The following is a 20,538-nucleotide window of genomic DNA, read 5'->3' as shown; positions in this document are numbered from 1 at the left end:
GGAAGGAAGGTTGAACCTCGCCGCGGATGACGTTTAGGCGTCTGAGCGGAGCATCAGCCGCAAAAGCAGGGGAAAGGTTTCAACCATGGCAGTTTTCAAGCGCATCGGCGCGACTGTGGGCATTGGCCTCGCGGCGCTTCTGGCGGCGGGTGGCGCCCAAGCGCAGACCAAGGTCAATATCGGTATTTCCGGCTGGACCGGCTTCGCGCCGCTGGTGCTCGCCAAGGAGGCCGGCATCTTCGCCAAGAACGGCCTGGACGTGACGATCAAGAAGATTCCGCAGAAGGATCGCCACCTCGCCATCGCCTCGGGCGACATCCAGTGCGCCGCGACCACGGTCGAGACCTGGATCGTCTGGGACGCGGCCGGCATCAAGACCAAGCAGATCTTCCAGCTCGACAAGAGCTACGGCGCCGACGGCATGGCCGTGCGCAACGCCGTCGGCTCGATCAAGGACCTGAAGGGCAAGACGGTCGCGGCCTCGGCGCCCGGCACCTCGCCCTATTTCGCGCTCGCCTGGATGCTCAAGGAAAATGGCATGTCCATGAAGGACGTGACCGTCGTCAACATGGAGCCCGGCCCGGCCGCGCAGGCTTTCATCGCCGGCCAGAACGACGCGGCCATGACCTATGAGCCCTATCTCTCCACCGTCCGCGACAAGCCGGATGCGGGCAAGATCATCGCCACTACCCTCGACTACCCGATGGTGATGGACACCTTCGGCTGCACGCCTGCCTTCCTTGTCAACGAGAAGGCGGCTGCCGCGCTCGCCCAGAGCTATTTCGAGGCGCTGGAGATGATCAAGAAGGACCAGGCCAAGGCCTATGAGATCATGGGCGCGGATGTGAAGCAGACCGGCGAGCAATTCGGCAAGTCGGCCGCCTTCCTGCGCTGGTCGGATGCCGACGGCAACAAGAAGTTCTTTGCGGGCGATTGGCAGGCCTTCTCCGCCAAGGCAGCCGATCTCCTGCTTGATATCGGCCTGATCAAGGCCAAGCCCGATCTCGCCGCGCTGGTCGACACGAAGTTCGTCGCCGGCAAGTGAACGCCGGGGAGGCTGCTTGAGATCTGCGCGAGCCCTCATTCTGAGGAGCCATCCCGAAAGGGATAGCGTCTCGAAGGATGTTTCAGAAGGCTCGGGAACTATCTGGAGCATCCTTCGGGACGCCGCTGCGCGGCTCCTCAGGATGAGGGCTGGAGGGTGACGGCCGGCCTTGAATGCCCAAGGGGCGACATCCTCCCGGATGTTCTGGAACCCGGCCTGCGCGTCGTCTTCTGCGGCACGCAGGCCGGAGCCGCCTCGGCCCGGCGCGGAGCCTATTATGCCGGCCCGGGCAACAAGTTCTGGCCGGTTCTCCATCAGACCGGGCTCGTACCGCTAAGGCTCGTGCCAGAGGACTTCCGAAGCCTGCCGCGCTACGGCATCGGCCTGACCGACGTGGCCAAGCGGACCTCCGGCCCGGACTCCGCCCTGCGCGGCAGCCATTTCGATGTGGCTGGCTTCGAGGCGCGGATCGCGGCAAGCGCGCCTGATATCCTCGCCTTCAACGGCAAGCGCGCGGCACAGGCCGTCCTCGGGATCAGCGAGGGACGGCTTTCCTACGGGCGGCAGGCTGAGAAGCTGGCCGGTGCCGAGATCTATGTCCTCCCCTCGACCTCAGGCGCCGCAGCCGGCTTCTGGTCGATCGAACCCTGGAAGCAACTGGCCATGGCCGTGACCGGAACGATATCGCGATGAGACCCTTGCAACCCGTCTCGGCCACGGCCCGCATCGGCTATGGCCTGGCCTTCTTCGCGCTCTTCGTCGCGCTCTGGTCGGTCGCGACCTTCGGCGGCTATGTCCAGCGTCTCTTCCTGGCCGACCCGCTGACCATGGTCGGCGAGGGCTACAATCTGATGGTGCGCTACGGCTTCAGCTTCGACATCATGATGACGATCTGGCGCGTCGTCGGCGGCTTCATCATCGCCGTCATCGTCGCTCTGCCGCTCGGCATCATGATGGGCGCCTACAAGCCTATCGAGGCGTTCCTGGAGCCCTTCGTCTCCTTCGCGCGCTATCTGCCGGCCTCGGCCTTCATTCCGCTGCTGATCCTCTGGGCCGGTATCGGCGAGACGCAGAAGCTGCTCGTCATCTTCATCGGCTCGGTCTTCCAGCTCATCCTGATGATCGCGGTCTCGGTCGGTTCGATCCGGCGCGATCTGGTCGATGCCGCCTATACGCTGGGCGCCACCGACCGGTCGGTGGTGCGCCGCGTCATGTTGCCGAACGCCGCGCCCGAGATAGCCGAGATCTTCCGCCTCGTCCTCGGCTGGGCCTGGACCTATGTCATCGTCGCCGAGCTGATCGGCTCTTCTTCCGGCATCGGCCACATGATCACCGACAGCCAGGCGCTGCTGAACACCGGGCAGATCATCTTCGGTATCATCGTGATCGGCCTCATCGGGCTGGTCTCGGATTTCCTCTTCAAGGCGATCAACCAGCGCCTGTTTCCGTGGGCGCGCGCATGAGCAAGCTTGTCATCGAGAATGTCGGCAAGATCTTCGCAGGCCAGCGCGGTGCTGAGCCGACGCGGGCGCTGATGCCGACCTCGCTCAACGTCGCCGACAACGACTTCATTACGATCCTCGGCCCGTCCGGTTGCGGCAAGTCGACCCTGCTGCGCATCATCGGCGGGCTGGAGACGGCGAGCGAGGGGCGCATCCTGCTCGACGGCACGCCTGTGTCGGGGCCGGGAGCCGATCGGGGTTTCGTCTTCCAGAGCTACACGCTCTTCCCCTGGCTGACGGTGCAGCAGAACATCGCGTTCGGCCTGCGCGAAAAGGGGGTGCCCGAGGCCGAGCGGCTGAGGATCGCCCGCGACTGGGCGGTGCGCGTCGGGCTCGGCAGCTTCGTCGACCATTTTCCGAAGCAGCTCTCGGGCGGCATGCAGCAGCGCACGGCGATCGCTCGCGCACTCGCCAACGACCCCAAGATCCTGCTGCTCGACGAGCCTTTCGGCGCGCTCGACAACCAGACCCGCGCGCTGATGCAGGAGATGCTGCTCGGCATATGGGAGCGCGAGAAGAAGACCGTGCTCTTCGTGACCCATGATATCGAGGAGGCCATCTTCGTCGGCTCCCGCGTCGTCGTGATGAGCGCGCGCCCGGGGCGGATCAAGGCCGATATCGCCGTGGATCTGCCACACCCGCGTCCTTACACCATCAAGACGACCCCGGAATTCGTCGCCCTGAAGGAGCGACTGGTTGAGGAGATCCGTGCCGAGGTGATCGCCGCCGATCATTGACCATCCTCGTCATTGCGAGGAGCGAAGCGACAAAGCAATCCAGGGCCGGCGGAGCTCTACGTCTCCCTGGATTGCTTCGCTGCGCTCGCAATGACGAAAGGGGCTGCGGCGTAAAGGCAAAACCAGTCATGCTTCCGTAGGGGAACCAAGCCGCGCCGCCTGCGTTGTCATGTCGCAGGCGAGTGCCTGCCTTGCGCCGAGGGGCGGTTACGACAGCGATCCGACTTGCCATGTTGATGGAAAGGGGCGCTGCCGAAGGTGGGGCCAATGCACTCGCTGATTGCCAGGATGTTGTCTCGGCTCGCGATCGAGCCACGTATCGATGTTGTTTTTCCCGATGGCACGCTTCAATCCATCGGACAGGGCTCTGCGCCGCGGTTGCGCATGCGTATCGTGGATTCGCCGACCGAACTGAAACTCGCGCTCAATCCTGAACTCGCCCTGGGTGAAGCCGTCATGGACGGGCGCGTCGTGGTCGAGCAGGGCTCGCTCTATGATCTGCTCGACGCGCTGGTTGCCGCCGTCCACAAGGCCCGCCCGAAGGGCTGGGGCAAGACGCTGGAGGGTCTGCGCACCGCGGTGCGCCGTTTCCACCAGAACAACACGCCGGCACTGGCGAAGCGCAACGTCGCGCATCATTACGACCTGAAGAGCGATTTCTTCCGGCTCTTCCTCGACCCGGACATGCAGTACTCCTGCGCTTATTTCGCGCAGCCGCACATGACTCTCGCCGAGGCGCAACTCGCCAAGAAGCGGCACATCATGGGCAAGCTCGATCTGCGGTCGGGCCTGCGCGTGCTCGATATCGGCTGCGGCTGGGGCGGCATGGCCCTGTCGATCGCCGGCGAGACCGGCGCTTCCGTCACTGGCATCACGCTTTCCGAGGAACAGCTTGCCATCGCGAAGCAGCGCGGCGCGGATTCAGGCCTGCCGGTCGAGTTCCGGCTGCAGGATTATCGCCACCTGACGGAGCCCTTCGACCGTATCGTCTCGATCGGAATGTTCGAGCATGTCGGCGTTGGCTACTACCGCGACTACTTCCGCAAGGTCGGCGAGCTGCTCAACGACGATGGCGTGGCGCTGATCCACACCATCGGCCGCTCGACGCCGCCGGGCGCGACCAATCCCTTCATCGCCAAGTATATCTTCCCGGGCGGCTACATCCCCGCCATGTCGGAGGTGGCGGCCGCGATCGAACTGGAGGGGCTGGTCATCACGGATGTCGAGGTGCTGCGTATCCACTATGCCGAGACGCTGAAGGCCTGGCGCGAGAACTTCCTCGCCCGGCGCGACGAGGCGGTGGCGATGTATGACGAGCGCTTCGCCCGGATGTGGGAGTTCTACCTCGCTGCGTCCGAGGCGAGCTTCCGGCACGATGATCTGGTGGTGTTCCAGTTCCAGCTCGCCAAGAAGCTCGACGGCTTGCCGATCACGCGTGGCTATATCGAGGAGCGCAAAGACACGCTCGGGCAAAAGCCATCGACGATGTATGTCGCCGAGCCGGTTTAGGCCGGCTCCGGGCCGACATAGCGGGCACGGGGCCGGATGAGCCGCCCCGTCTCGCTCTGCTCCAGCGCGTGGGCGATCCAGCCCGCGCAGCGCGCGGCGGCGAAGAGTTGGAACGGCACATCCGGCGCAAGCCCGAGTTCGCTCGCGATCGCCGTCAGCACGAAATCGATATTCGGCTCCTCACCGGTCAGCGCCGTGACGGCCCGGCGCGTCTCCTCATAGGCCGGCGGCAGCGTGAACGCGGTTAGCAGCGCGAGGGCCCGTGCATCGCCATCCGGATAGAGCGGATGGCCGAAGCCGGGCAGGGGCATGCCTGTGGCGAGGCGGGCGGAGACAGCCATCTCCACGCCCTCGCTCGCGATCTCCCGCATCAGCCCGAGCACGCGCGGTGTCATCCCGCCATGCAGCGGGCCGGAGAGTGTGGCCAGCCCGGCCAGCACACAGGCCGCGAGCGAGGCGCGCGTCGAGGCGGCGACCCGCACCGCGAAGGTCGAGGCGTTGAGCTCATGGTCAGCGAGCAGCACCAGCGCGCGGCGGATCAGGTCGGCGCCATCAGCATCGCAACCCCAGGCCAGCGCCAGCCGGTGGTGGATCGGGCCTTGGCCCGGCCGCCCGGCAATCGCATCGACCAGCGCATCGATGACGGACGCCGCCTCGAGATAGAGCGCCTTCTTCGTGCGGCCGGCCATGGCGGGATCGCTGGCGGCACGCGCCGCGATCACCGCGAACATGCGCTGCCGGGCCGGCGCCTCCGGCACGATCGTGAACAGCGGCGGAAAGCGTTGCGAACCGCAATCCCACAGCAGCCGCGCGACATCTTCCAGCTTCGCCGTCTCGGCGAGCTGCTCGGCATCCTGCCCGCGATACCAGAGCTTGCCGCGCTGGATCGTAGCGATGCCCGAGGCCAGGATCGGCTCGCCGAAGGCGATCGCGTCCTCGGCGATGGCCGCCGGTTTCCGCCCCCGCGCCTTGCGGCGCTCCAGCCGCGCCACATCCTCCGCCCGATAGAGCCTCCGGCGCGAATCGCCCGCATCGCCACGCGCCTCGATCAGCCCGCGGCTGACATAGGCATAGAGCGTCTGCGGCTTCAGCCCGAGCCGCACCATCACCTGTTGCGCCGTCAGCCAGTCGGTCATCGAAATACATTGATTATATTGTTCAAGATTGATTCTAGCGATGAAGCTACCGATCCTCAAGTCCTCAGATGTTGAGGAGAGATCGCCATGTCCGATGGCCTTGAAGATGTCGTTGCCGCGCACACTGTCCTTTCGGAAGTCGATGGAGCGGCTGGCCGGCTGGTGATGCGCGGCCATAGCCTCGATGAACTGGCGGGGCACACCTCCTTCGAGGAGATGGCTGCGCTGATGCTGGACGGCTTCGTGCCGGATCTGCCCGCCATGAAGGATCTTCCGGCGGCGCTGGGCGCCGCGCGGCAGGATTTGTTCGAGACGGTCGTCGCCAGGGCTGCGGTGCCGGTGACGCTCGAGCCGGTCGAGATGATCAGGGCAATGACTGCGCTGATCCCGGACGGCGAGGACGCCGGCACGATCCTGCGGCTTCTGGCGGCGCCCGCCGTCTTCACCGCCGCGTCCCTGCGCTTGCGGCAGGGACTTGCACCGATCGCGCCCGACCCTGCGCTGTCGCAGGCCGCCGATACGCTGCGCATGCTGCACGGCAAGGCGCCGACCAGGCAGCAGGCGACTGCCCTCGATACCTATCTCGTCACCGTCGCCGATCACGGCCTCAACGCCTCGACCTTCGCCGCCCGCGTCGTCGCCTCGACCCGGGCCGGGTTGGTCTCGGCCACGCTCGCGGGCATCAGCGCGCTGAAGGGGCCGCTCCATGGCGGCGCTCCCGGTCCGGTGATCGAGATGCTCGATGCGATCGGTACCCCGGCGAATGCCCGCAGCTGGCTCGAATCCGCGCTCGATCGCGGCGACCGGCTGATGGGTTTCGGCCACCGCATCTACCGCGTGCGCGACCCGCGCGCCGATGCGCTGAAGGGCGCGATCCGCCGGCTCGGCGCCGATAGCGGGCGTCTCGCGCTGGCCGAGGCGGTCGAGCAGGCGGCGCTCGCCATCCTGCGCGAGCGCAAGCCCAACCGCACGCTGGAAACGAATGTCGAGTTCTACACGGCGCTGCTGCTGGAGGCACTCGGCTTCACGCCGGATTCCTTCACCTGCGTCTTCGCGCTGGGGCGGACGACGGGCTGGCTCGCCCATGCCAAGGAGCAGATCGCCGGCKGCCGGCTGATCCGCCCGCAATCGGTCTATGTCGGCCCGCAGCCGCGGCAGGCGGCCTAGCGCGCCGTCATTCCGGAGCCGGCCGTAGGACCGAGCCCGGAACTTATGGACACGAGGCTGCTCCTGTTCCGTCATGCTCGCCCTCGTGGCGAGCATCCACGTCTTGAACACCGCACTGCACCGATGAAGGCGTGGATGGCCGGTACAAGCCCGACCATGACGGCAATCCGCGCGTTCATGGGTTCCGGGCTCTTCGCTGTGCGAGCCCCGGAATGACGGCGTGGTTCCGTCACAACACAGCGTGCTTTACGACGCTGGAGTCAGCCTCACGACAAACAGCTCGCCGTCGCGCCCGGCGGCGAGTTCGGCCGTGACGGGAGCTTCGAGCACGGCGCTGTCCCCGGCGGCCAGCGCGGTCCCGTTCACCTGCCAATTGCCATGGCACGCCACGAGAACCAGCAATCCACGCTCCGACGCGACCTCATGCCATCCGCCGCCCAGGCGCTCGACGCCGTGGCTCCATGCCCCGCACCGGCTCATCACGTTGAGATCGTCGATCGGCCCGTCGACCAGCACGCCGTCCACTGCCCGGTCGGCGGCGAAGAAGAAGGGGGCGGTCGAGCGAGCGAGCGCCACCGTCTCCCCGCCGCCGAAGGCAAGGCGGATGCCGTTGCCGGTCAGCACCGACAGGGTCCGGTCGATGCCGGGGAAGGACGAGAACGGCCCGTCCTGCCCGACATGCGCCATCGAGATGCGCCATTCGAAATCGCTCAGGGGGGCTCCCTCGGGAAAAACCGCGATCTCGGTCGTGGTGCCGCCGCCGTTCTTCCACGGCATGACCTTGCAGTCGGCGGCGCGGATGATGCGCATGGGATGGGTCCTCGACGGGGGGACGGGGTGGCGTCGTCATTGCGAGGAGCGTAGCGACGAAGCAATCTAGGGGGCGTAGAGCTCTACGACACTGGATTGCTTCGCTTCGCTCGCAATGACAGGGAGTTCAGCCCAGAATCCCCGGCAGGTTGAGCCCCTTCTCGCGGGCGCAGTCCAGCGCGATGTCGTAGCCGGCATCGGCATGGCGCATTACGCCGGTCGCCGGGTCGTTCCAGAGCACGCGCGAGAGGCGGGCAGCCGCGTCATCGGTGCCGTCAGCGCAGATGACGACGCCCGAATGCTGCGAGAAGCCCATGCCGACGCCGCCGCCATGATGCAGCGAGACCCAGGTCGCGCCGCCCGCAGTGTTGAGCAGGGCATTGAGCAGCGGCCAGTCGGATACCGCGTCCGAGCCGTCCTTCATCGCTTCGGTCTCGCGGTTCGGCGAGGCGACGGAGCCGGAGTCGAGATGGTCGCGGCCGATCACGACCGGCGCCTTGAGCTCGCCGGTCCTGACCATCTCGTTGAAGGCGAGACCGAGCCGATGGCGATCACCGAGGCCGACCCAGCAGATGCGCGCCGGCAGGCCCTGGAACGAGATGCGCTCGCGCGCCATGTCGAGCCAGTTGTGCAGATGCGTGTTGCCGGGCGTGAGCTCCTTCACCTTGGCGTCGGTCTTGTAGATATCCTCCGGATCGCCCGAGAGCGCGGCCCAGCGGAACGGGCCGATGCCGCGGCAGAACAGCGGGCGGATATAGGCCGGCACGAAGCCGGGGAAGGCGAAGGCGTTCTCCAGCCCCTCTTCCTTGGCGACCTGGCGGATATTGTTGCCGTAGTCGAAGGTTGGGATGCCCATGTCCTGGAAGGCGATCATCGCCTCGACATGCTCGCGCATCGAGGCGCGCGCCGCCTTCTCGACGGCCTTCGGATCGCCCTCGCGGCGCTGTTTCCACTCGCCCATGGTCCAGCCCTTGGGCAGGTAGCCGTTGACCGGGTCATGGGCCGAGGTCTGGTCGGTGACCATGTCGGGCCGGATGCCGCGACGGACCATCTCAGGCAGGATCTCGGCGCAGTTGCCGAGCAGGCCGACCGATTTCGCCTCGCCGTTCTTGGTCCAGCGGGCGATCATCTCGAGCGCCTCGTCGAGGGTTTGCGCCTTCTCGTCGAGATAGCGGGTGCGCAGGCGGAAATCGATCGAGTCGGGATTGCACTCGACGGCGAGGCAGGAGGCGCCGGCCATCACCGCTGCAAGTGGCTGCGCGCCGCCCATGCCGCCTAAGCCGCCGGTCAGCACCCATTTGCCCTTGAGGCTGCCGTTGTAGTGCTGGCGCCCGGCCTCGACAAAGGTCTCGTAGGTGCCCTGCACGATGCCCTGGGTGCCGATATAGATCCAGGAGCCGGCCGTCATCTGGCCGTACATGGCGAGCCCCTTCTTATCGAGCTCGTTGAAATGGTCCCAGTTCGCCCAGTGCGGCACGAGGTTGGAGTTGGCGATCAACACGCGCGGCGCATCCTTGTGGGTGCGGAAGACGCCGACCGGCTTGCCGGACTGGACGAGCAGCGTCTCGTCGGCCTCGAGCTGGCGCAGGGCCGCGACGATGCGGTCGAAATCCTCCCAGGAGCGCGCGGCCCGGCCGATGCCGCCATAGACGACGAGCTCATGCGGGTTCTCGGCGACGTCCGGGTCGAGATTGTTCATCAGCATGCGCAGCGGCGCTTCGGTCAGCCAGCTCTTGGCGGTGAGCTCGGTGCCGGTCGCGGCGCGGATCGTGCGGGTGTTGTCGAGGCGGGTCATGAACGGCTCCGTTCGATGGCTGCGGCTGCGGCAAGCGCGGCTTCGATTGTGGCTGACAAGGCGGTCTGCAGGCTGGCGGCCTTAGTCTCGTCGAAGGCCCAGGGCGCTGATTCTTCAGCCAGATAGGCGGAGAGCGCTATTTCCATCTGGAGCGCATGGACGCGCTCGAAGGGGCGCCCGTAATGGCGCGTGATCCAGCCACCCTTGAAGCGGCCGTTGAGGATCTGGGTGAAGGGCTGGCCTGCCATGGCGGCGACAGCTGCCGCCTCGACGCTATCAGCGCAGCTTTCGCCGGAATTGGTGCCGAGGTTCAGCGTCGGCAGCGTCCCATCGAAAAGACGCGGGATCTCCGACTTGATCGAGTGGCAGTCCCAGAGCACGCAATAGCCGTGCTCGGCCTTCACCCGTGCGATCTCGGCCGCGAGCGCCTGATGATAGGGCTGGAAATAGGCAACTTTGCGCCGCTCGATCTCAGCTGCGTCCGGCGCGTTCTGCCAGATCGGCGCACCGTCGAAGGTCGTAGTCGGCACGAGTTCGGTCGTCGCCTGGCCCGGATAGAGCGAGACGCCGGCCGGATCGCGGTTGAGGTCGATCACGAAGCGCGAGAGCTGCGCCTCGACGATCGTCGGCTCGAACGGCGCGGCGAAGCTGTAGAGCCGGCGCATATGCCAGTCGGTGTCCTCGACCAGCCGGCCGCGCTCGTTCAGCGCCGCCGCAACCTCCGGCGGCAGGCCCGTGCCGGGATGCGGCATCGAGAGGATGAACGGGGAGGAGCCCCGCGTGACGCTGATGATGGTCATTTGAGCGCGTTTCCTCCTGCCCTCATCCTGAGGAGGCGCGTCAGCGCCGTCTCGAAGGATGTTCCAGTGTGCGGCGGAGCCTCGGCGAGCATCCTTCGAGACGCGCCTTCGGCGCTCCTCAGGATGAGGGCTCGCGGGACGCGAGGCGATCTCACGCCCCGCACTCCGCGAAGCTGTCGAGGCCCGCTGCCTTGCCGACCGCTCCGGACAGCACGAACTCGGTCGCGGCTGCGAGATCAGGAGCGAGATAGCGATCCTCGGTCAGCGGCGCGATCTTCTCGCGCAGCAGCGCCAGCACCGGTTCCAGCCGCGCGCTGGTCTTGAGCGGGCGATGATGCTCGATCGCTTCCGCCGCCGCCATCAGCTCGACGCCGATGATGCTGGCGGCGTTCTTCGCCATGTCGATCAGGCGGAAGGCGCCATGCGTCGCCATGGAGACGTGGTCTTCCTGGTTGGCTGAAGTGGGGATGGTGTCGACCGAAGCAGGGTAAGCCTTCTGCTTGTTCTCGGAAGCCAGCGCCGCGGCCGTGACCTGCGCGATCATGAAGCCGGAGTTCAGGCCGGCGTCGCGGGCGAGGAAGGGCGGCAGCCCGCTCATGACGGGGTCGACCAGCAGCGCCATGCGCCGCTCGGAGAGATTGCCGATCTCGCAGACGCCCATCGCCAGCATGTCGGCGGCGAAGGCGACCGGCTCGGCATGGAAGTTGCCGCCCGAGACGATCTCGCCCGGCCCGAGCACCAGCGGGTTGTCGGTGACCGCGTTGGCCTCGATGCCAAGCGTGGCGGCCACGTTGCCGATGAGGTCACGCACCGCGCCCATCACCTGCGGCTGGCAGCGCAGGGAGTAGGGGTCCTGCACCTTGGTATCGCCATGGCGATGGCTCTCGCGGATGGCGCTGCCGGCGATCAGGTCGAGCAGGATCTTGGCGACCTTGATCTGGCCGGGCTGGCCGCGCAGGGTCTGGATACGCGGGTCGAAGGGCGTGTCGGAACCCTTCAGTGCATCGACCGAGAGCGCACCGGCGACCAGCGCGGCGTCGAAGACGCGGGCGATAGCGGCAAGACCGGTGAGCGCCAGCGTGGTCGAGACCTGCGTGCCGTTGATCAGCGCGAGGCCCTCCTTGGCACCGAGCGCGAGCGGGCTGAGGCCGGCGCGCTTCAGCGCCTCGGCTGCGGGCAGAGTCTCGCCCTTCAGGCGGATCTCGCCGAAGCCCATCAGGGCTGCGGTCATATGGGCCAGCGGCGCGAGATCGCCGGAGGCGCCGACCGAGCCCTTGGCGGGGATGACCGGCAGGGCATCGGCCTTGAGCGCACCGGTCAGCGCTTCGATCACCACCGGCCGCACGCCGGAGGCGCCGCGCGCCAGGCTCGCCGCCTTCATCGCGAGCAGCAGGCGCACCACGCCGTCTGGCAGGGCAGGGCCGGTGCCGACGGCATGCGAGAGGATGAGGTTGCGCTGGAGCGTGGCGAGATCGGCATCGGCGATGCGCACGCTGGCGAGCTTGCCGAAGCCGGTGTTGACGCCATAGGTCACGGTGCCGGCGGCGACGATCTCCTCGACGATCTTCTGCCCGGAGGCGATGGAGGTGGCGCTGTCGCCGGCGAGGGAGGCCACGGCGCCGTCGAGGATGGCGCGCCAGTCGGTGAGGCGGGCTGCGCCCGGGTTAAGCGAAACCGTCGTCATTGTCCGTTCCAGATGCGGGTGTGAAGCGGGTTGAAGCCGATGCGATAGGCGAGCTCGGCCGGGCGTTCGATGTCCCAGATCGCGAGGTCGCAGCGCTTTCCGGCTTCGAGCGTGCCGACCTCGTCCTGGAGGCCGAGCGCGGTGGCGGCGTGGCGGGTGAGGCCGGCGAGCGCCTCCTCCGGCGTCATGCGGAAGAGCGTGCAGGCCATGTTGAGCACGAGCAGCGGCGAGGTCAGCGGCGACGAGCCGGGATTGGCGTCGGTCGCCAGTGCGATGGCGACGCCGTGCTTGCGCATCAGCTCGATCGGCGGCTTCTGCGTCTCGCGCAGGAAATAGAAAGCGCCGGGCAGCACGACCGCGACGCTGCCAGCCTTGGCCATGGCTTCGACGCCGATCTCATCGAGATATTCGAGATGGTCGGCGGACAGCGCGCCCATCTCGGCTGCAAGCTTGGCGCCATGCAGGTTGGAAAGCTGCTCGGCATGGACCTTGATCGCGAGGCCCTTCGCCTTGGCGGCGCTGAAGACAGCCTTCGTCTCCTCGGGGGAAAAGGCGATGCCCTCGCAGAAGACGTCAACGGCATCTGCAAGTCCTTCGGCCGCAACCGCGTCGAGGATCGGTCCCGCGACGAGCGCGGTGTAGTCGCCCGAGCGGCCCTTATATTCCGGCGGCACGGCGTGGGCGCCGAGGAAGGTGGTGCGCACCGTCACGGGTCGCTCACGGCCGATCCGGCGCGCGACGCGGAGCTGCTTCAGCTCGGCCTGCTGCTCCAGCCCGTAGCCGGACTTGATCTCGACGGTGGTGACGCCTTCGGCCATCAGTGCGGCGAGGCGCCGATCGGCCGAGGCGAGGAGGTCGTCCTCGCTCGCCTCGCGCGTCGCCTTGACGGTGGAGAGGATGCCGCCGCCGGCGCGTGCGATCTCCTCATAGGTCGCGCCCTGGAGGCGCAGTTCGAACTCATGCGCGCGGTCGCCGCCGTAGACGAGATGGGTGTGGCAATCGACCAGGCCGGGCGTGATCCAGCGTCCCTGGCAATCGATGGTCTCGGCCGCCGCGAAGGCCGGAGCTTCCGCGCGCTGGCCGGCGAAGATGATGCGTCCGTCGCGGGATGCGACGACGCCGTCCTCGATGGCGCCATAAGCTGCGTTGACGATGGGTGACATCGTCGCCAGCCGCGCATTCGTCCAGAGCTTGTCGCAAGCCAGCGTTTCACCTGGCGCTATGGCCACCGCGCATCCTCCCGCTACTCTTTGATCTCCGGACATGATATCTAATTGCATATGCAAATGGCAAGCGCTATTTGCATATGCAATTAGGCGCCAACGACCGAGGGAGCGAAACGGTGACCGAGACCCTGCATCTGGCCGAGGCTCTTCTGCCCGAGGGCTTTGCCGGTGATGTGAAACTGACCGTCGCCGACGGCGTGATCATGTCCGTCGAAGCAGGGCGGAAGCCGGCGGGGGAAGCCCGGAGTTTCGGCGGGATTGCGCTGCCAGGCATGCCGAACCTGCACAGCCATGCCTTCCAGCGCGGCATGGCCGGCCTGTCCGAGCGGCGCGGCGCGCCGGAGGATTCCTTCTGGACCTGGCGCGAGGTGATGTATCGCTTTCTCGACCGGCTCGACCCGGAGGATGTGCAGGCCATCGCTGCCCAGGCTTTCGTCGAGATGCTGGAAGGCGGCTTCACCGCGCTCGCAGAATTTCACTACCTGCATCACGATAAGGACGGCCGCCCCTATGCGAACATCGCGGCCATGGGGCAGGCGATAGCCGCGGCGGCAGGAGAAACCGGGCTCGGCCTCACCTTGCTGCCGGTGCTCTATCGCTTCGGCAATTTCGGGCAGGCGCCGTCGGTCCATGGCCAGCGCCGCTTCGTCAATGACCGCGACGCTTATCAGCGTCTGCTGGAGAACAGTGCGGTGGCGATCCGCGATCTGCCGGATGCGCGGCTTGGCGTGGCCCCACATTCGCTGCGTGCCGTCGCGCTCGACGATCTCGGGTGGGTGGCCTCCCTGCGTCCGGGCAACCCGGTCCATATCCATGTCGCCGAGCAGGTGCCGGAGGTCGAGGCCAGTCTGAAGATCACCGGCAAGCGCCCGGTCGAACTGCTGATGGACACGATCCCGCTCGACCGGCGCTGGTGCCTGATCCATGCGACGCATCTGAGCGATGCAGAGCGCGACGGCATTGCGCGCAGCGGCGCGGTCGCCGGCCTGTGCCCGATCACCGAGTCCAACCTCGGCGACGGAATCTTCGACGGCATCCGCTACCGCGATGCCGGCGGCGCCTTCGGTGTCGGCAGCGATTCCAACATCCAGATCGATGCCGGTGCCGAACTGCGCCAGCTCGAATATTCGCAGCGCCTGCGCGATCGCCGCCGCGCCCTCTTCGCCGAGGAGCAGGCCTCGACTGGCCTGGCGCTCTGGCAGGCAGCTTGTGCCGGCGGTGCGCAGGCCTGCGGCCGCGCCATCGGCGCGATCGCGCCGGGCCACCGTGCCGATTTCATCACGCTCGACGCCGATCACCCGGCCATCGTCGGCAAGGCCGGTGCCGAGGCGGTCGACAGCGCGATCTTCGCCGCCAACGCTCTGCCTTTGCGCGACGTCGTCGTCGGTGGCAGGAGGGTGGTGGCCGAAGGGCAGCATGTCGCCCGCGATTCGGTGCGCGCGCGCTTTGCCGGCGTGATGCGGCGCCTGCTTGCTGCAGCGTAGGGAACAGGATGACGGAGACCCGGCTCGACGCGGTGAAGCTGGACGGCGCCGGGCCGGTCTATGAGCAGATCCGGCGCGCGATCCGCGATCTGGTGGTCAGCGGGGAATGGCCGCCGGGCACCGGCGTGCCGCCGGAACACGCCTTGATGGAACAGCTCGGCGCCTCGCGGATGACGGTGCATCGCGCGCTCGTGCAACTCGCCCGTGAGGGGCTCATCGTCCGCCGCCGCCGCTCGGGCACCATCGTCGCGAGCCCTCCGGCCAGTCACGCCATGCTCGACATTCTCTCGATCCCGGAGGAGGTGGAGCAACTCGGCCAAGCGTATGCATATGACGTTCTTTCACGCAGCGACGGCCGGCCTGCTCCGGAAGTCGCCGAGCGCTTCGGCCTGAAGCGTTCGGACAAGGTGGCTCATCTCGTCGTGCTGCATCGCGCCGACGGCAAGCCGCATGTGCTGGAAGAGCGCGTCATCCACGCTGCCGCCGTGTCCGGTCTCGCCGAGGAGGATTTCGCGCTGACACCGCCCGGCGACTGGCTGCTCAGGCACAGTCTCTGGTCGCAGGCCGAGCACGCGATCAGCGCCGTCGGGGCGGGAGAGGAAGAGGCTGGCCTGCTCGACATCGCGGTTGGCGAGCCCTGCCTCCTGGTCGAGCGCCGGACCTGGAACCAGTCGAAGCCGGTCACCGCCGTGCGGCTGCTCTATCCCGGCTTTCGCCATCGCTTCGTCGGGCGTTTCGGCCCCTACGGCCAGGTCTGACGCGGCAAGCCAGGCTGCAAAAAAAAAGGCCCGCCGGATCGGCGAGCCTCCCAAGAATTCGCTGGAGCTTCCGTCAGCAGGCGTAACGCACGCGCCGGCCCCACTCGTCGCGGCCGTAGCAAACTTGATCCGGCGTGGCGGCGGAACCGATGATGGCGCCGCTGGCACCGCCGATGGCTGCACCGGCCAAGGCACCGCCGGCCCGGCCCGTCGCGGCGCCGCCGATAAGCGCACCCGCGCCCGCGCCGATAAGAGCGCCAGTACCTGCATTCTGTTCACGCGCGGTGCAGGCGCCCAAGGCGGCTGCAAGACCCACGATGACCATGAACTTCTTCATGCCGACTGTTCTCCTCTTCACAAAACGGCGATGTCGCTCGCACTCCGAAACCCGCCGTGCCGGCAAAGGTTCCGATGCGAAGCGCAACCTCCATTTACATGACGATGGGCCGGAAATGTGGTGCCGGAAGATTGCACAAAAAGGCTCTGAAAAAGCTGGAACCTTTGGCTTCCGCAGGACGTTGAGGAGACGAGTTTCTGGCGCTGCAGCGATGCGCCGCTGACACATGGAGGAACCGACATGGCGATGTCCACCACGCCCACCACCAGCACTGCCAATCCCTTGATTGCAGGGGCCCGCGTTGCCGGAACGGACGTCTACAACGCAGCTGGTGAGCATCTCGGCGAGATCTACGACGTGATGCTCGACAAGCAGACCGGCAAGGTCGCCTACGCCATCATGTCCTTCGGCGGCTTCCTCGGCCTCGGCGAGAAGTACCATCCGATTCCGTGGAGCGTTCTCGATTACGACCCGCAACGCGGCGGCTACGTCGTGCCTCTGACGAAGGAGAAGCTCGAAGCTGCGCCGATGTACGACAGCGAGGGCGAACCCGACTGGGAGGACAAGGCTTACGGCAAGCGTGTCCACGACTATTACGGCACGATGCCCTACTGGATGATGTAGCGGCTGCCAGACGCAGGTCGCGGCGGTTGCTATCCCCCCAGCCGAACCGCCGTGGCGGCGGGATGCGGGCCGAAAGGCCCGCATCTTCTTTTTGAGCCTGGCTTGCGTGTTCTCGCAGGCGGCGAAGGCCTGAAGAGCGCGGGGCTTTTTCTCCAGCGCTTGGGAACCGGAGGGCGCCTTCGCGCGTCTGCTCCGAGAGGGAATTCGACACTCGATGAGCTACCGCGGCATAGCCGCGAGGCAGCCGTCCCTCACATCAGGAGAAAGCGAGATGCGTATCCGTTACGGCTATCGGATCGAGTTGGTTTGCGCGCGTGACATGCCCCTCTTCACATTGCTCGACGTCCATCCCTCACGCCGCCATGACCTGACGATGCCCGACGAGATGCGGGTTAGCGCTTTGGCCGATCCGTCGCTCCCGATCGCTGTCGCACAGCATCTCGACGCCTTCGGCAATATCTGCCGGCGCATGGTGGCGCCTCCCGGCGGCATCCGCCTTGAATCGGAAGGGGTCGTGCACGATTCGGGCGAGCCCGACCGTGTCCATCCGACGGCGCGCGAGGTTGCTCCCTCGCGCCTGCCCGACGAGGCGCTCGTCTATCTGCTCGGCAGCCGCTATTGCGAAACCGACAAGCTCTTCGATCAGGCCTGGTCGCTGTTCGGGCAGGTGGCGCCGGGCTGGCCGCGCGTCCAGGCGATTGTCGACTTCGTCCACAATCACCTGACCTTCGGCTATCATTTCGCTCGCAGCACGCGCACGGCCGCAGAGGCCTTCGAGGAGCGGATCGGCGTCTGCCGCGATTTCGCGCATCTCGCCATCGCCCTGTGCCGCTGCATGAACATCCCGGCACGCTATTGCAATGGCTATCTCGGCGACATCGGCGTGCCGCCTGACCCGGCGCCGATGGACTTCAATGCCTGGTTCGAGGTTTTCCTGGGCGGCCGCTGGTACACCTTCGATGCCCGCCACAACGAGCCGCGCATCGGCCGCATCGTCATCGCCCGCGGACGTGACGCGACCGATACCGCGATGATGTGTTCCTTCGGCATGCATACGCTGCAGCGCTTCGAGGTGATCACCGAAGAAGTCGCGGAGACGCCCATGCCGCTGGCCCCGCCGCAGCCTGCGCAGTTCGACGCGCGCCCGGCGGCGGCGTGAGGCCGGTCTTGCACCGCTGCGGGGTGCACCTATCTTGGGCTCCACATGCGCCATACCGTTGTCGTCAACGCTCGCGCGGGAGCTGTGCTGGAAGCCGGTGCCGATGCTTTTGCAACGCGCATCGAGGCTGCTTTCAAGGCCCATAGCTGCCACGCGGAAGTCAAGCTGGTCCCGCCGCGCGAGATCGGCAGCGCCTTGTCGCTGGCGATCGAAAAAGACAGGACGATACCGGTCCTGGCCGGCGGCGACGGCACCATCAACGGCGCCTTGCCAGTCCTGATTCAGTCGGACCGCCCGGTCGGCATCCTGCCGATGGGAACCGTGAACGTGCTGGGGCGTGACCTCGGCCTGTTCGGCCCGCTCGAACAGCAGGTCGAGGCGCTCTGTCATGGCGAGCCCGTCGCGATGGATGTCGGCCGCGTCAACGATCGGCTGTTCCACTCCATCTCCGGCATGGGGTTCTTCAGCCTGATGGCGCGCGAGCGCGAATATGCCCGCCGCCGCTTCCCCTTCAGCCGGGTTGCTGCCTTCGGTGTCGCCGCGACGCGCTCGATCCTGTTCACGCGCCCGATCACCGTCGAGATTGCCGTCGGCAATCAAAGCCGCGTCGTCGAGGCGGATGCCGTGCTGGTCACCGTCAATCGTTTCAACGGTGCGGAATGGCGGCGCGATTGTCTCGATGGCGGTGTCTTCGAGGTCCATGTCCTGAATGCGGGCGGCCTCTATTCGCGCAGCAAGGCGGCCCTGTCCGTCGCTTCCGGCCTCTGGCGCTCGTCGCGAAATCTCAGTTCCTTCACAGGCAATGCCGTGACGCTTTCCCGGCGCGACAAGCGGCGCGGGCACATCACTTTCGATGGCGAGGTCGAGCGCAAGGTCGGGCCGTTGGCATATGGTTTGCTGCCCAGGGCCTTGACGGTTATCGCCGCTCGCCCGCCCCGCTTCCGGAGTTGAAAGTCGCCATGTCTCAGCCTGGGCACGCTCTGAGCCAGGTGTCTGCCCCCTGGTGGCAGCCGCGCATTCTCGTGCCGGTTGCCGCCGCGCTGGTCTTTGTGACGCTTGCTGCCTTCATCGCCTCGGGTCACAGCTTCGCCTTCGATACCACGCTGGTCCAGCTGTTCCGCGACCCTGCCAATCCCGCCGCTCCGGTCGGGCCGACCTGGTTTCAGGAGGCGGTGCGGGACATGACTGCGCTCGGCAGTTTTGTCGGCCTGTTCTTCATGGCGACGACCGCGACGCTGGCGCTCTGGTTCTGTGGTTATCGGCACCTGGCTGTGGGCCTCGTCGTCAGCCTGCTCGCGGCCCTGCTGGTCAGCAATGGGCTGAAGATCGCGATCGGGCGCCCACGGCCCGACATCGTCGCCCATGCGGCGCTGACCTTCACTGCCAGCTTTCCGAGCGGGCATGCCTTCCTCTCGGCGGTGACGCTGCTGAGCATCGCGGGCTTCGTCGGCCTCGCCTCGCGGCGTGACGACATCAAGCGGCTGTGCGTTTCGCTGGCCTGGGTGATGATCGTGCTGATCGGTCTCAGCCGGGTCTATCTCGGCGTTCACTGGCCGACCGACGTCATCGGCGGCTGGTGTCTCGGCGTTGCCTGGTCGAGCACCGCGATCGCTTGGCTCGGGCGGAGGATGGCGGCCTCCGACACGGCCTGAGGCCGGCTGGCTCGGTCGGCGTCCGGCCTCAGAGCCGGCTCAGCGCATGTCGATAGTGGCGTTGACGCCGAGATCGGGCGTGCGCCCGAGGATCTTCGCCGTCGCCAGCTTGAAGGCGACGACGACGCTGCTCGATGGGCCGTCCCAGATTTCGGCAGAGATCGGTGTCAGCTCCAGCAGCGTCGCGTCGGGATCGTCCGGTCCATTGGGGAACCAGGCGCTCGCCAGCGGGGTCCAGATCTCGCGCAGCTCCTCCCGGCCCGGCACTTCCGAGGCCGAGCAGGAGATGGCGGCGTAGAAGTTCCGGTCCTCAAGGCTGATCGCGAGGGAGACGGAAGGGGAGCGCAGGGCCGCGCCGATAATGCCGGTATGGCGATGGCTGATGAAGAGCAGCCGATGATGGTCGCGGTCGAGATGCCCCGACATCGGCCGGGTCTTGATGGTGTTTTCGGCTAACAGCGAGACCATATAGACGGGGTGCGCGGCCAGCGCGGTCCAAATTCGCTCCTGCACTTCGGTCTCGCGCATCACTTGCTCCAGCTCGCACGATCATCTCATGGCTCGCGCCCGATGAGAACGCAGTCGGCGGCGGAACGTTCCGTCCTCGCGGAACTTTGACCGGGCGTCGGGCGTTGGCAGCGCGCCGCGGTTCCGGCCGCTTCTCCAAGGATGTCTCATGCTCGCTTCGCGCAATCTTCTGGTCGTTCTGGTCGTGGTGCTGGTCGCTGCCCTCGCTGTCACCGGCTATTCGCTCTACCAGGAGAAGAAGCAGCCGGACGGCGTCGAAATCTCGGTCGGCAAGAACGGGCTGTCGATCAAGGAGAAGTGAGGTTGCTGCCGCCGCCTCTCCGGCGATGCGGTCAGCGGATGGCTCCCCGACCGTCGGGCATTGGCCTTCCCGCCCCAAAGGCGCTAACACCCTCCCACGGACCTGTTCGTGGGAGAACGAGATGAACGCGCCCTTCAAGAACCTGATCGCCGGCGAGTGGGCCGGCGGGGCCAATGCCTCGCGCAACATCAATCCCTCCAACACCAACGACGTGGTCGGCGAATACGTCCAGGGCTCGGTCGAGGACCTCAACAGCGCCGTGGCCGCCGCCAAGGCCGCGTCGT

At 66.8% G+C, this 20,538-nt stretch carries 21 protein-coding genes and 1 pseudogene; 14 read left to right on the top strand and 8 right to left on the bottom strand.

Going from position 1 to position 20,538, the window contains the following annotated elements; genetic code table 11:
* The first annotated feature begins 85 nt into the window (after positions 1-85).
* The 5 genes from AC1DNE_RS16105 to AC1DNE_RS16085 all read left to right on the top strand — a co-directional run bounded on the left by AC1DNE_RS16105 (position 86) and on the right by AC1DNE_RS16085 (position 4,793).
* The gene (locus AC1DNE_RS16105) at positions 86-1,045 is read left to right on the top strand and encodes an ABC transporter substrate-binding protein (RefSeq protein ID WP_441471373.1); all 960 of its coding nucleotides are present in this window, start codon (positions 86-88) and stop codon (positions 1,043-1,045) included.
* Between the two features lie 156 nt (positions 1,046-1,201).
* Positions 1,202-1,738: a mismatch-specific DNA-glycosylase gene (locus AC1DNE_RS16100; protein WP_441471372.1), complete on the top strand. Its 537-nt coding sequence runs from the start codon at positions 1,202-1,204 to the stop codon at positions 1,736-1,738.
* Complete coding sequence (locus AC1DNE_RS16095) at positions 1,735-2,508, top strand: ABC transporter permease (RefSeq protein WP_441471371.1); 774 nt, start codon at positions 1,735-1,737, stop codon at positions 2,506-2,508. Before AC1DNE_RS16100 ends, AC1DNE_RS16095 begins: the two co-directional genes overlap by 4 nt.
* On the top strand, positions 2,505-3,284 hold the full coding sequence (locus tag AC1DNE_RS16090; RefSeq protein WP_441471370.1) for an ABC transporter ATP-binding protein: 780 nt from the start codon (positions 2,505-2,507) through the stop codon (positions 3,282-3,284). The genes AC1DNE_RS16095 and AC1DNE_RS16090 overlap by 4 nt, the downstream gene beginning before the upstream one ends.
* A gap of 267 nt (positions 3,285-3,551) precedes the next feature.
* Positions 3,552-4,793, top strand: a complete 1,242-nt coding sequence (locus AC1DNE_RS16085) for a class I SAM-dependent methyltransferase (RefSeq protein ID WP_441471369.1) — start codon at positions 3,552-3,554, stop codon at positions 4,791-4,793.
* Here AC1DNE_RS16085 and AC1DNE_RS16080 read toward each other — a convergent pair.
* Positions 4,790-5,929 (bottom strand): citrate/2-methylcitrate synthase, encoded by a 1,140-nt coding sequence (locus tag AC1DNE_RS16080; protein ID WP_441471368.1) that lies wholly within the window; start codon positions 5,927-5,929, stop codon positions 4,790-4,792. The genes AC1DNE_RS16085 and AC1DNE_RS16080 overlap by 4 nt on opposite strands.
* Positions 5,930-6,016: 87 nt before the next feature.
* On the opposite strand from AC1DNE_RS16080, the gene AC1DNE_RS16075 reads away from it, so the two are divergent.
* Positions 6,017-7,096 (top strand): citrate synthase/methylcitrate synthase, encoded by a 1,080-nt coding sequence (locus AC1DNE_RS16075; RefSeq protein ID WP_476841120.1) that lies wholly within the window; start codon positions 6,017-6,019, stop codon positions 7,094-7,096.
* A 246-nt stretch (positions 7,097-7,342) separates the two neighbouring features.
* Here AC1DNE_RS16075 and AC1DNE_RS16070 read toward each other — a convergent pair whose 3' ends face one another.
* From AC1DNE_RS16070 to hutI, 5 genes are all read right to left on the bottom strand, one after another.
* The gene (locus AC1DNE_RS16070; RefSeq protein ID WP_441471366.1) at positions 7,343-7,906 is read right to left on the bottom strand and encodes a HutD/Ves family protein; all 564 of its coding nucleotides are present in this window, start codon (positions 7,904-7,906) and stop codon (positions 7,343-7,345) included.
* Between the two features lie 127 nt (positions 7,907-8,033).
* Positions 8,034-9,701 (bottom strand): urocanate hydratase, encoded by a 1,668-nt coding sequence (hutU, locus tag AC1DNE_RS16065; protein WP_441471365.1) that lies wholly within the window; start codon positions 9,699-9,701, stop codon positions 8,034-8,036.
* A complete protein-coding gene (gene hutG / locus AC1DNE_RS16060; protein WP_476767180.1) occupies positions 9,698-10,501 on the bottom strand; it encodes an N-formylglutamate deformylase in 804 nt (267 codons plus the stop codon). The genes hutU and hutG overlap by 4 nt, the downstream gene beginning before the upstream one ends.
* A 151-nt stretch (positions 10,502-10,652) precedes the next feature.
* Entirely contained in the window at positions 10,653-12,185 is a 1,533-nt protein-coding gene (hutH, locus tag AC1DNE_RS16055) for a histidine ammonia-lyase (protein ID WP_441471363.1), read from the bottom strand.
* Entirely contained in the window at positions 12,182-13,390 is a 1,209-nt protein-coding gene (hutI, locus tag AC1DNE_RS16050) for an imidazolonepropionase (protein ID WP_441471582.1), read from the bottom strand. The genes hutH and hutI overlap by 4 nt, the downstream gene beginning before the upstream one ends.
* A 101-nt stretch (positions 13,391-13,491) precedes the next feature.
* On the opposite strand from hutI, the gene AC1DNE_RS16045 reads away from it, so the two are divergent.
* Positions 13,492-14,895 carry a formimidoylglutamate deiminase gene (locus tag AC1DNE_RS16045; protein WP_441471362.1) on the top strand — a complete coding sequence of 468 codons (1,404 nt, stop codon included), beginning with the start codon at positions 13,492-13,494 and terminating at the stop codon, positions 14,893-14,895.
* A gap of 8 nt (positions 14,896-14,903) precedes the next feature.
* Entirely contained in the window at positions 14,904-15,653 is a 750-nt protein-coding gene (locus tag AC1DNE_RS16040) for a UTRA domain-containing protein (protein WP_441471361.1), read from the top strand.
* A 73-nt stretch (positions 15,654-15,726) separates the two neighbouring features.
* Here AC1DNE_RS16040 and AC1DNE_RS16035 read toward each other — a convergent pair whose 3' ends face one another.
* Positions 15,727-15,990, bottom strand: a complete 264-nt coding sequence (locus AC1DNE_RS16035) for a glycine zipper domain-containing protein (RefSeq protein ID WP_441471360.1) — start codon at positions 15,988-15,990, stop codon at positions 15,727-15,729.
* Between the two features lie 240 nt (positions 15,991-16,230).
* On the opposite strand from AC1DNE_RS16035, the gene AC1DNE_RS16030 reads away from it, so the two are divergent.
* The 4 genes from AC1DNE_RS16030 (at position 16,231) to AC1DNE_RS16015 (ending at position 19,425) form a co-directional block, all read left to right on the top strand.
* Positions 16,231-16,614: a PRC-barrel domain-containing protein gene (locus tag AC1DNE_RS16030; protein WP_441471359.1), complete on the top strand. Its 384-nt coding sequence runs from the start codon at positions 16,231-16,233 to the stop codon at positions 16,612-16,614.
* 271 nt (positions 16,615-16,885) lie between these two features.
* Positions 16,886-17,773 (top strand): transglutaminase-like domain-containing protein, encoded by an 888-nt coding sequence (locus tag AC1DNE_RS16025; RefSeq protein ID WP_441471358.1) that lies wholly within the window; start codon positions 16,886-16,888, stop codon positions 17,771-17,773.
* Between the two features lie 45 nt (positions 17,774-17,818).
* The gene (locus AC1DNE_RS16020) at positions 17,819-18,724 is read left to right on the top strand and encodes a diacylglycerol/lipid kinase family protein (protein ID WP_441471357.1); all 906 of its coding nucleotides are present in this window, start codon (positions 17,819-17,821) and stop codon (positions 18,722-18,724) included.
* An 8-nt stretch (positions 18,725-18,732) separates the two neighbouring features.
* Complete coding sequence (locus AC1DNE_RS16015; RefSeq protein ID WP_441471356.1) at positions 18,733-19,425, top strand: phosphatase PAP2 family protein; 693 nt, start codon at positions 18,733-18,735, stop codon at positions 19,423-19,425.
* A 39-nt stretch (positions 19,426-19,464) separates the two neighbouring features.
* Here the strand turns inward: AC1DNE_RS16015 and AC1DNE_RS16010 are convergent, their stop codons facing one another.
* Positions 19,465-19,953 (bottom strand): pyridoxamine 5'-phosphate oxidase family protein, encoded by a 489-nt coding sequence (locus tag AC1DNE_RS16010; RefSeq protein WP_441471355.1) that lies wholly within the window; start codon positions 19,951-19,953, stop codon positions 19,465-19,467.
* Positions 19,954-20,101: 148 nt separating this feature from the next.
* On the opposite strand from AC1DNE_RS16010, the gene AC1DNE_RS16005 reads away from it, so the two are divergent.
* Complete coding sequence (locus AC1DNE_RS16005) at positions 20,102-20,254, top strand: hypothetical protein (protein ID WP_265052127.1); 153 nt, start codon at positions 20,102-20,104, stop codon at positions 20,252-20,254.
* A 121-nt stretch (positions 20,255-20,375) separates the two neighbouring features.
* A pseudogene (locus AC1DNE_RS16000) lies at positions 20,376-20,538 on the top strand (aldehyde dehydrogenase family protein); the annotation flags it as partial.

It is taken from the genome of Allobosea sp. 05L423, assembly GCF_056397745.1.
The sequence above is the reverse complement of the archived record's forward strand: the minus strand, read 5'-3'. Positions and strand labels throughout refer to the sequence as shown.

Coding starts and splice junctions, on each gene's coding strand:
- AC1DNE_RS16105 (WP_441471373.1), top strand. CDS start 86: ATGGCAGTTTTCAAGCGCATCGGCGCGACTGTGGGCATTGGCCTCGCG.
- AC1DNE_RS16015 (WP_441471356.1), top strand. CDS start 18,733: ATGTCTCAGCCTGGGCACGCTCTGAGCCAGGTGTCTGCCCCCTGGTGG.
- AC1DNE_RS16080 (WP_441471368.1), bottom strand. CDS start 5,929: ATGACCGACTGGCTGACGGCGCAACAGGTGATGGTGCGGCTCGGGCTG.
- AC1DNE_RS16005 (WP_265052127.1), top strand. CDS start 20,102: ATGCTCGCTTCGCGCAATCTTCTGGTCGTTCTGGTCGTGGTGCTGGTC.
- AC1DNE_RS16025 (WP_441471358.1), top strand. CDS start 16,886: ATGCGTATCCGTTACGGCTATCGGATCGAGTTGGTTTGCGCGCGTGAC.
- AC1DNE_RS16010 (WP_441471355.1), bottom strand. CDS start 19,953: ATGCGCGAGACCGAAGTGCAGGAGCGAATTTGGACCGCGCTGGCCGCG.
- AC1DNE_RS16085 (WP_441471369.1), top strand. CDS start 3,552: ATGCACTCGCTGATTGCCAGGATGTTGTCTCGGCTCGCGATCGAGCCA.
- AC1DNE_RS16070 (WP_441471366.1), bottom strand. CDS start 7,906: ATGCGCATCATCCGCGCCGCCGACTGCAAGGTCATGCCGTGGAAGAAC.
- AC1DNE_RS16095 (WP_441471371.1), top strand. CDS start 1,735: ATGAGACCCTTGCAACCCGTCTCGGCCACGGCCCGCATCGGCTATGGC.
- hutG (WP_476767180.1), bottom strand. CDS start 10,501: ATGACCATCATCAGCGTCACGCGGGGCTCCTCCCCGTTCATCCTCTCG.
- hutH (WP_441471363.1), bottom strand. CDS start 12,185: ATGACGACGGTTTCGCTTAACCCGGGCGCAGCCCGCCTCACCGACTGG.
- AC1DNE_RS16040 (WP_441471361.1), top strand. CDS start 14,904: ATGACGGAGACCCGGCTCGACGCGGTGAAGCTGGACGGCGCCGGGCCG.
- AC1DNE_RS16035 (WP_441471360.1), bottom strand. CDS start 15,990: ATGAAGAAGTTCATGGTCATCGTGGGTCTTGCAGCCGCCTTGGGCGCC.
- hutU (WP_441471365.1), bottom strand. CDS start 9,701: ATGACCCGCCTCGACAACACCCGCACGATCCGCGCCGCGACCGGCACC.
- AC1DNE_RS16045 (WP_441471362.1), top strand. CDS start 13,492: ATGCAATTAGGCGCCAACGACCGAGGGAGCGAAACGGTGACCGAGACC.
- AC1DNE_RS16030 (WP_441471359.1), top strand. CDS start 16,231: ATGGCGATGTCCACCACGCCCACCACCAGCACTGCCAATCCCTTGATT.
- AC1DNE_RS16090 (WP_441471370.1), top strand. CDS start 2,505: ATGAGCAAGCTTGTCATCGAGAATGTCGGCAAGATCTTCGCAGGCCAG.
- AC1DNE_RS16020 (WP_441471357.1), top strand. CDS start 17,819: ATGCGCCATACCGTTGTCGTCAACGCTCGCGCGGGAGCTGTGCTGGAA.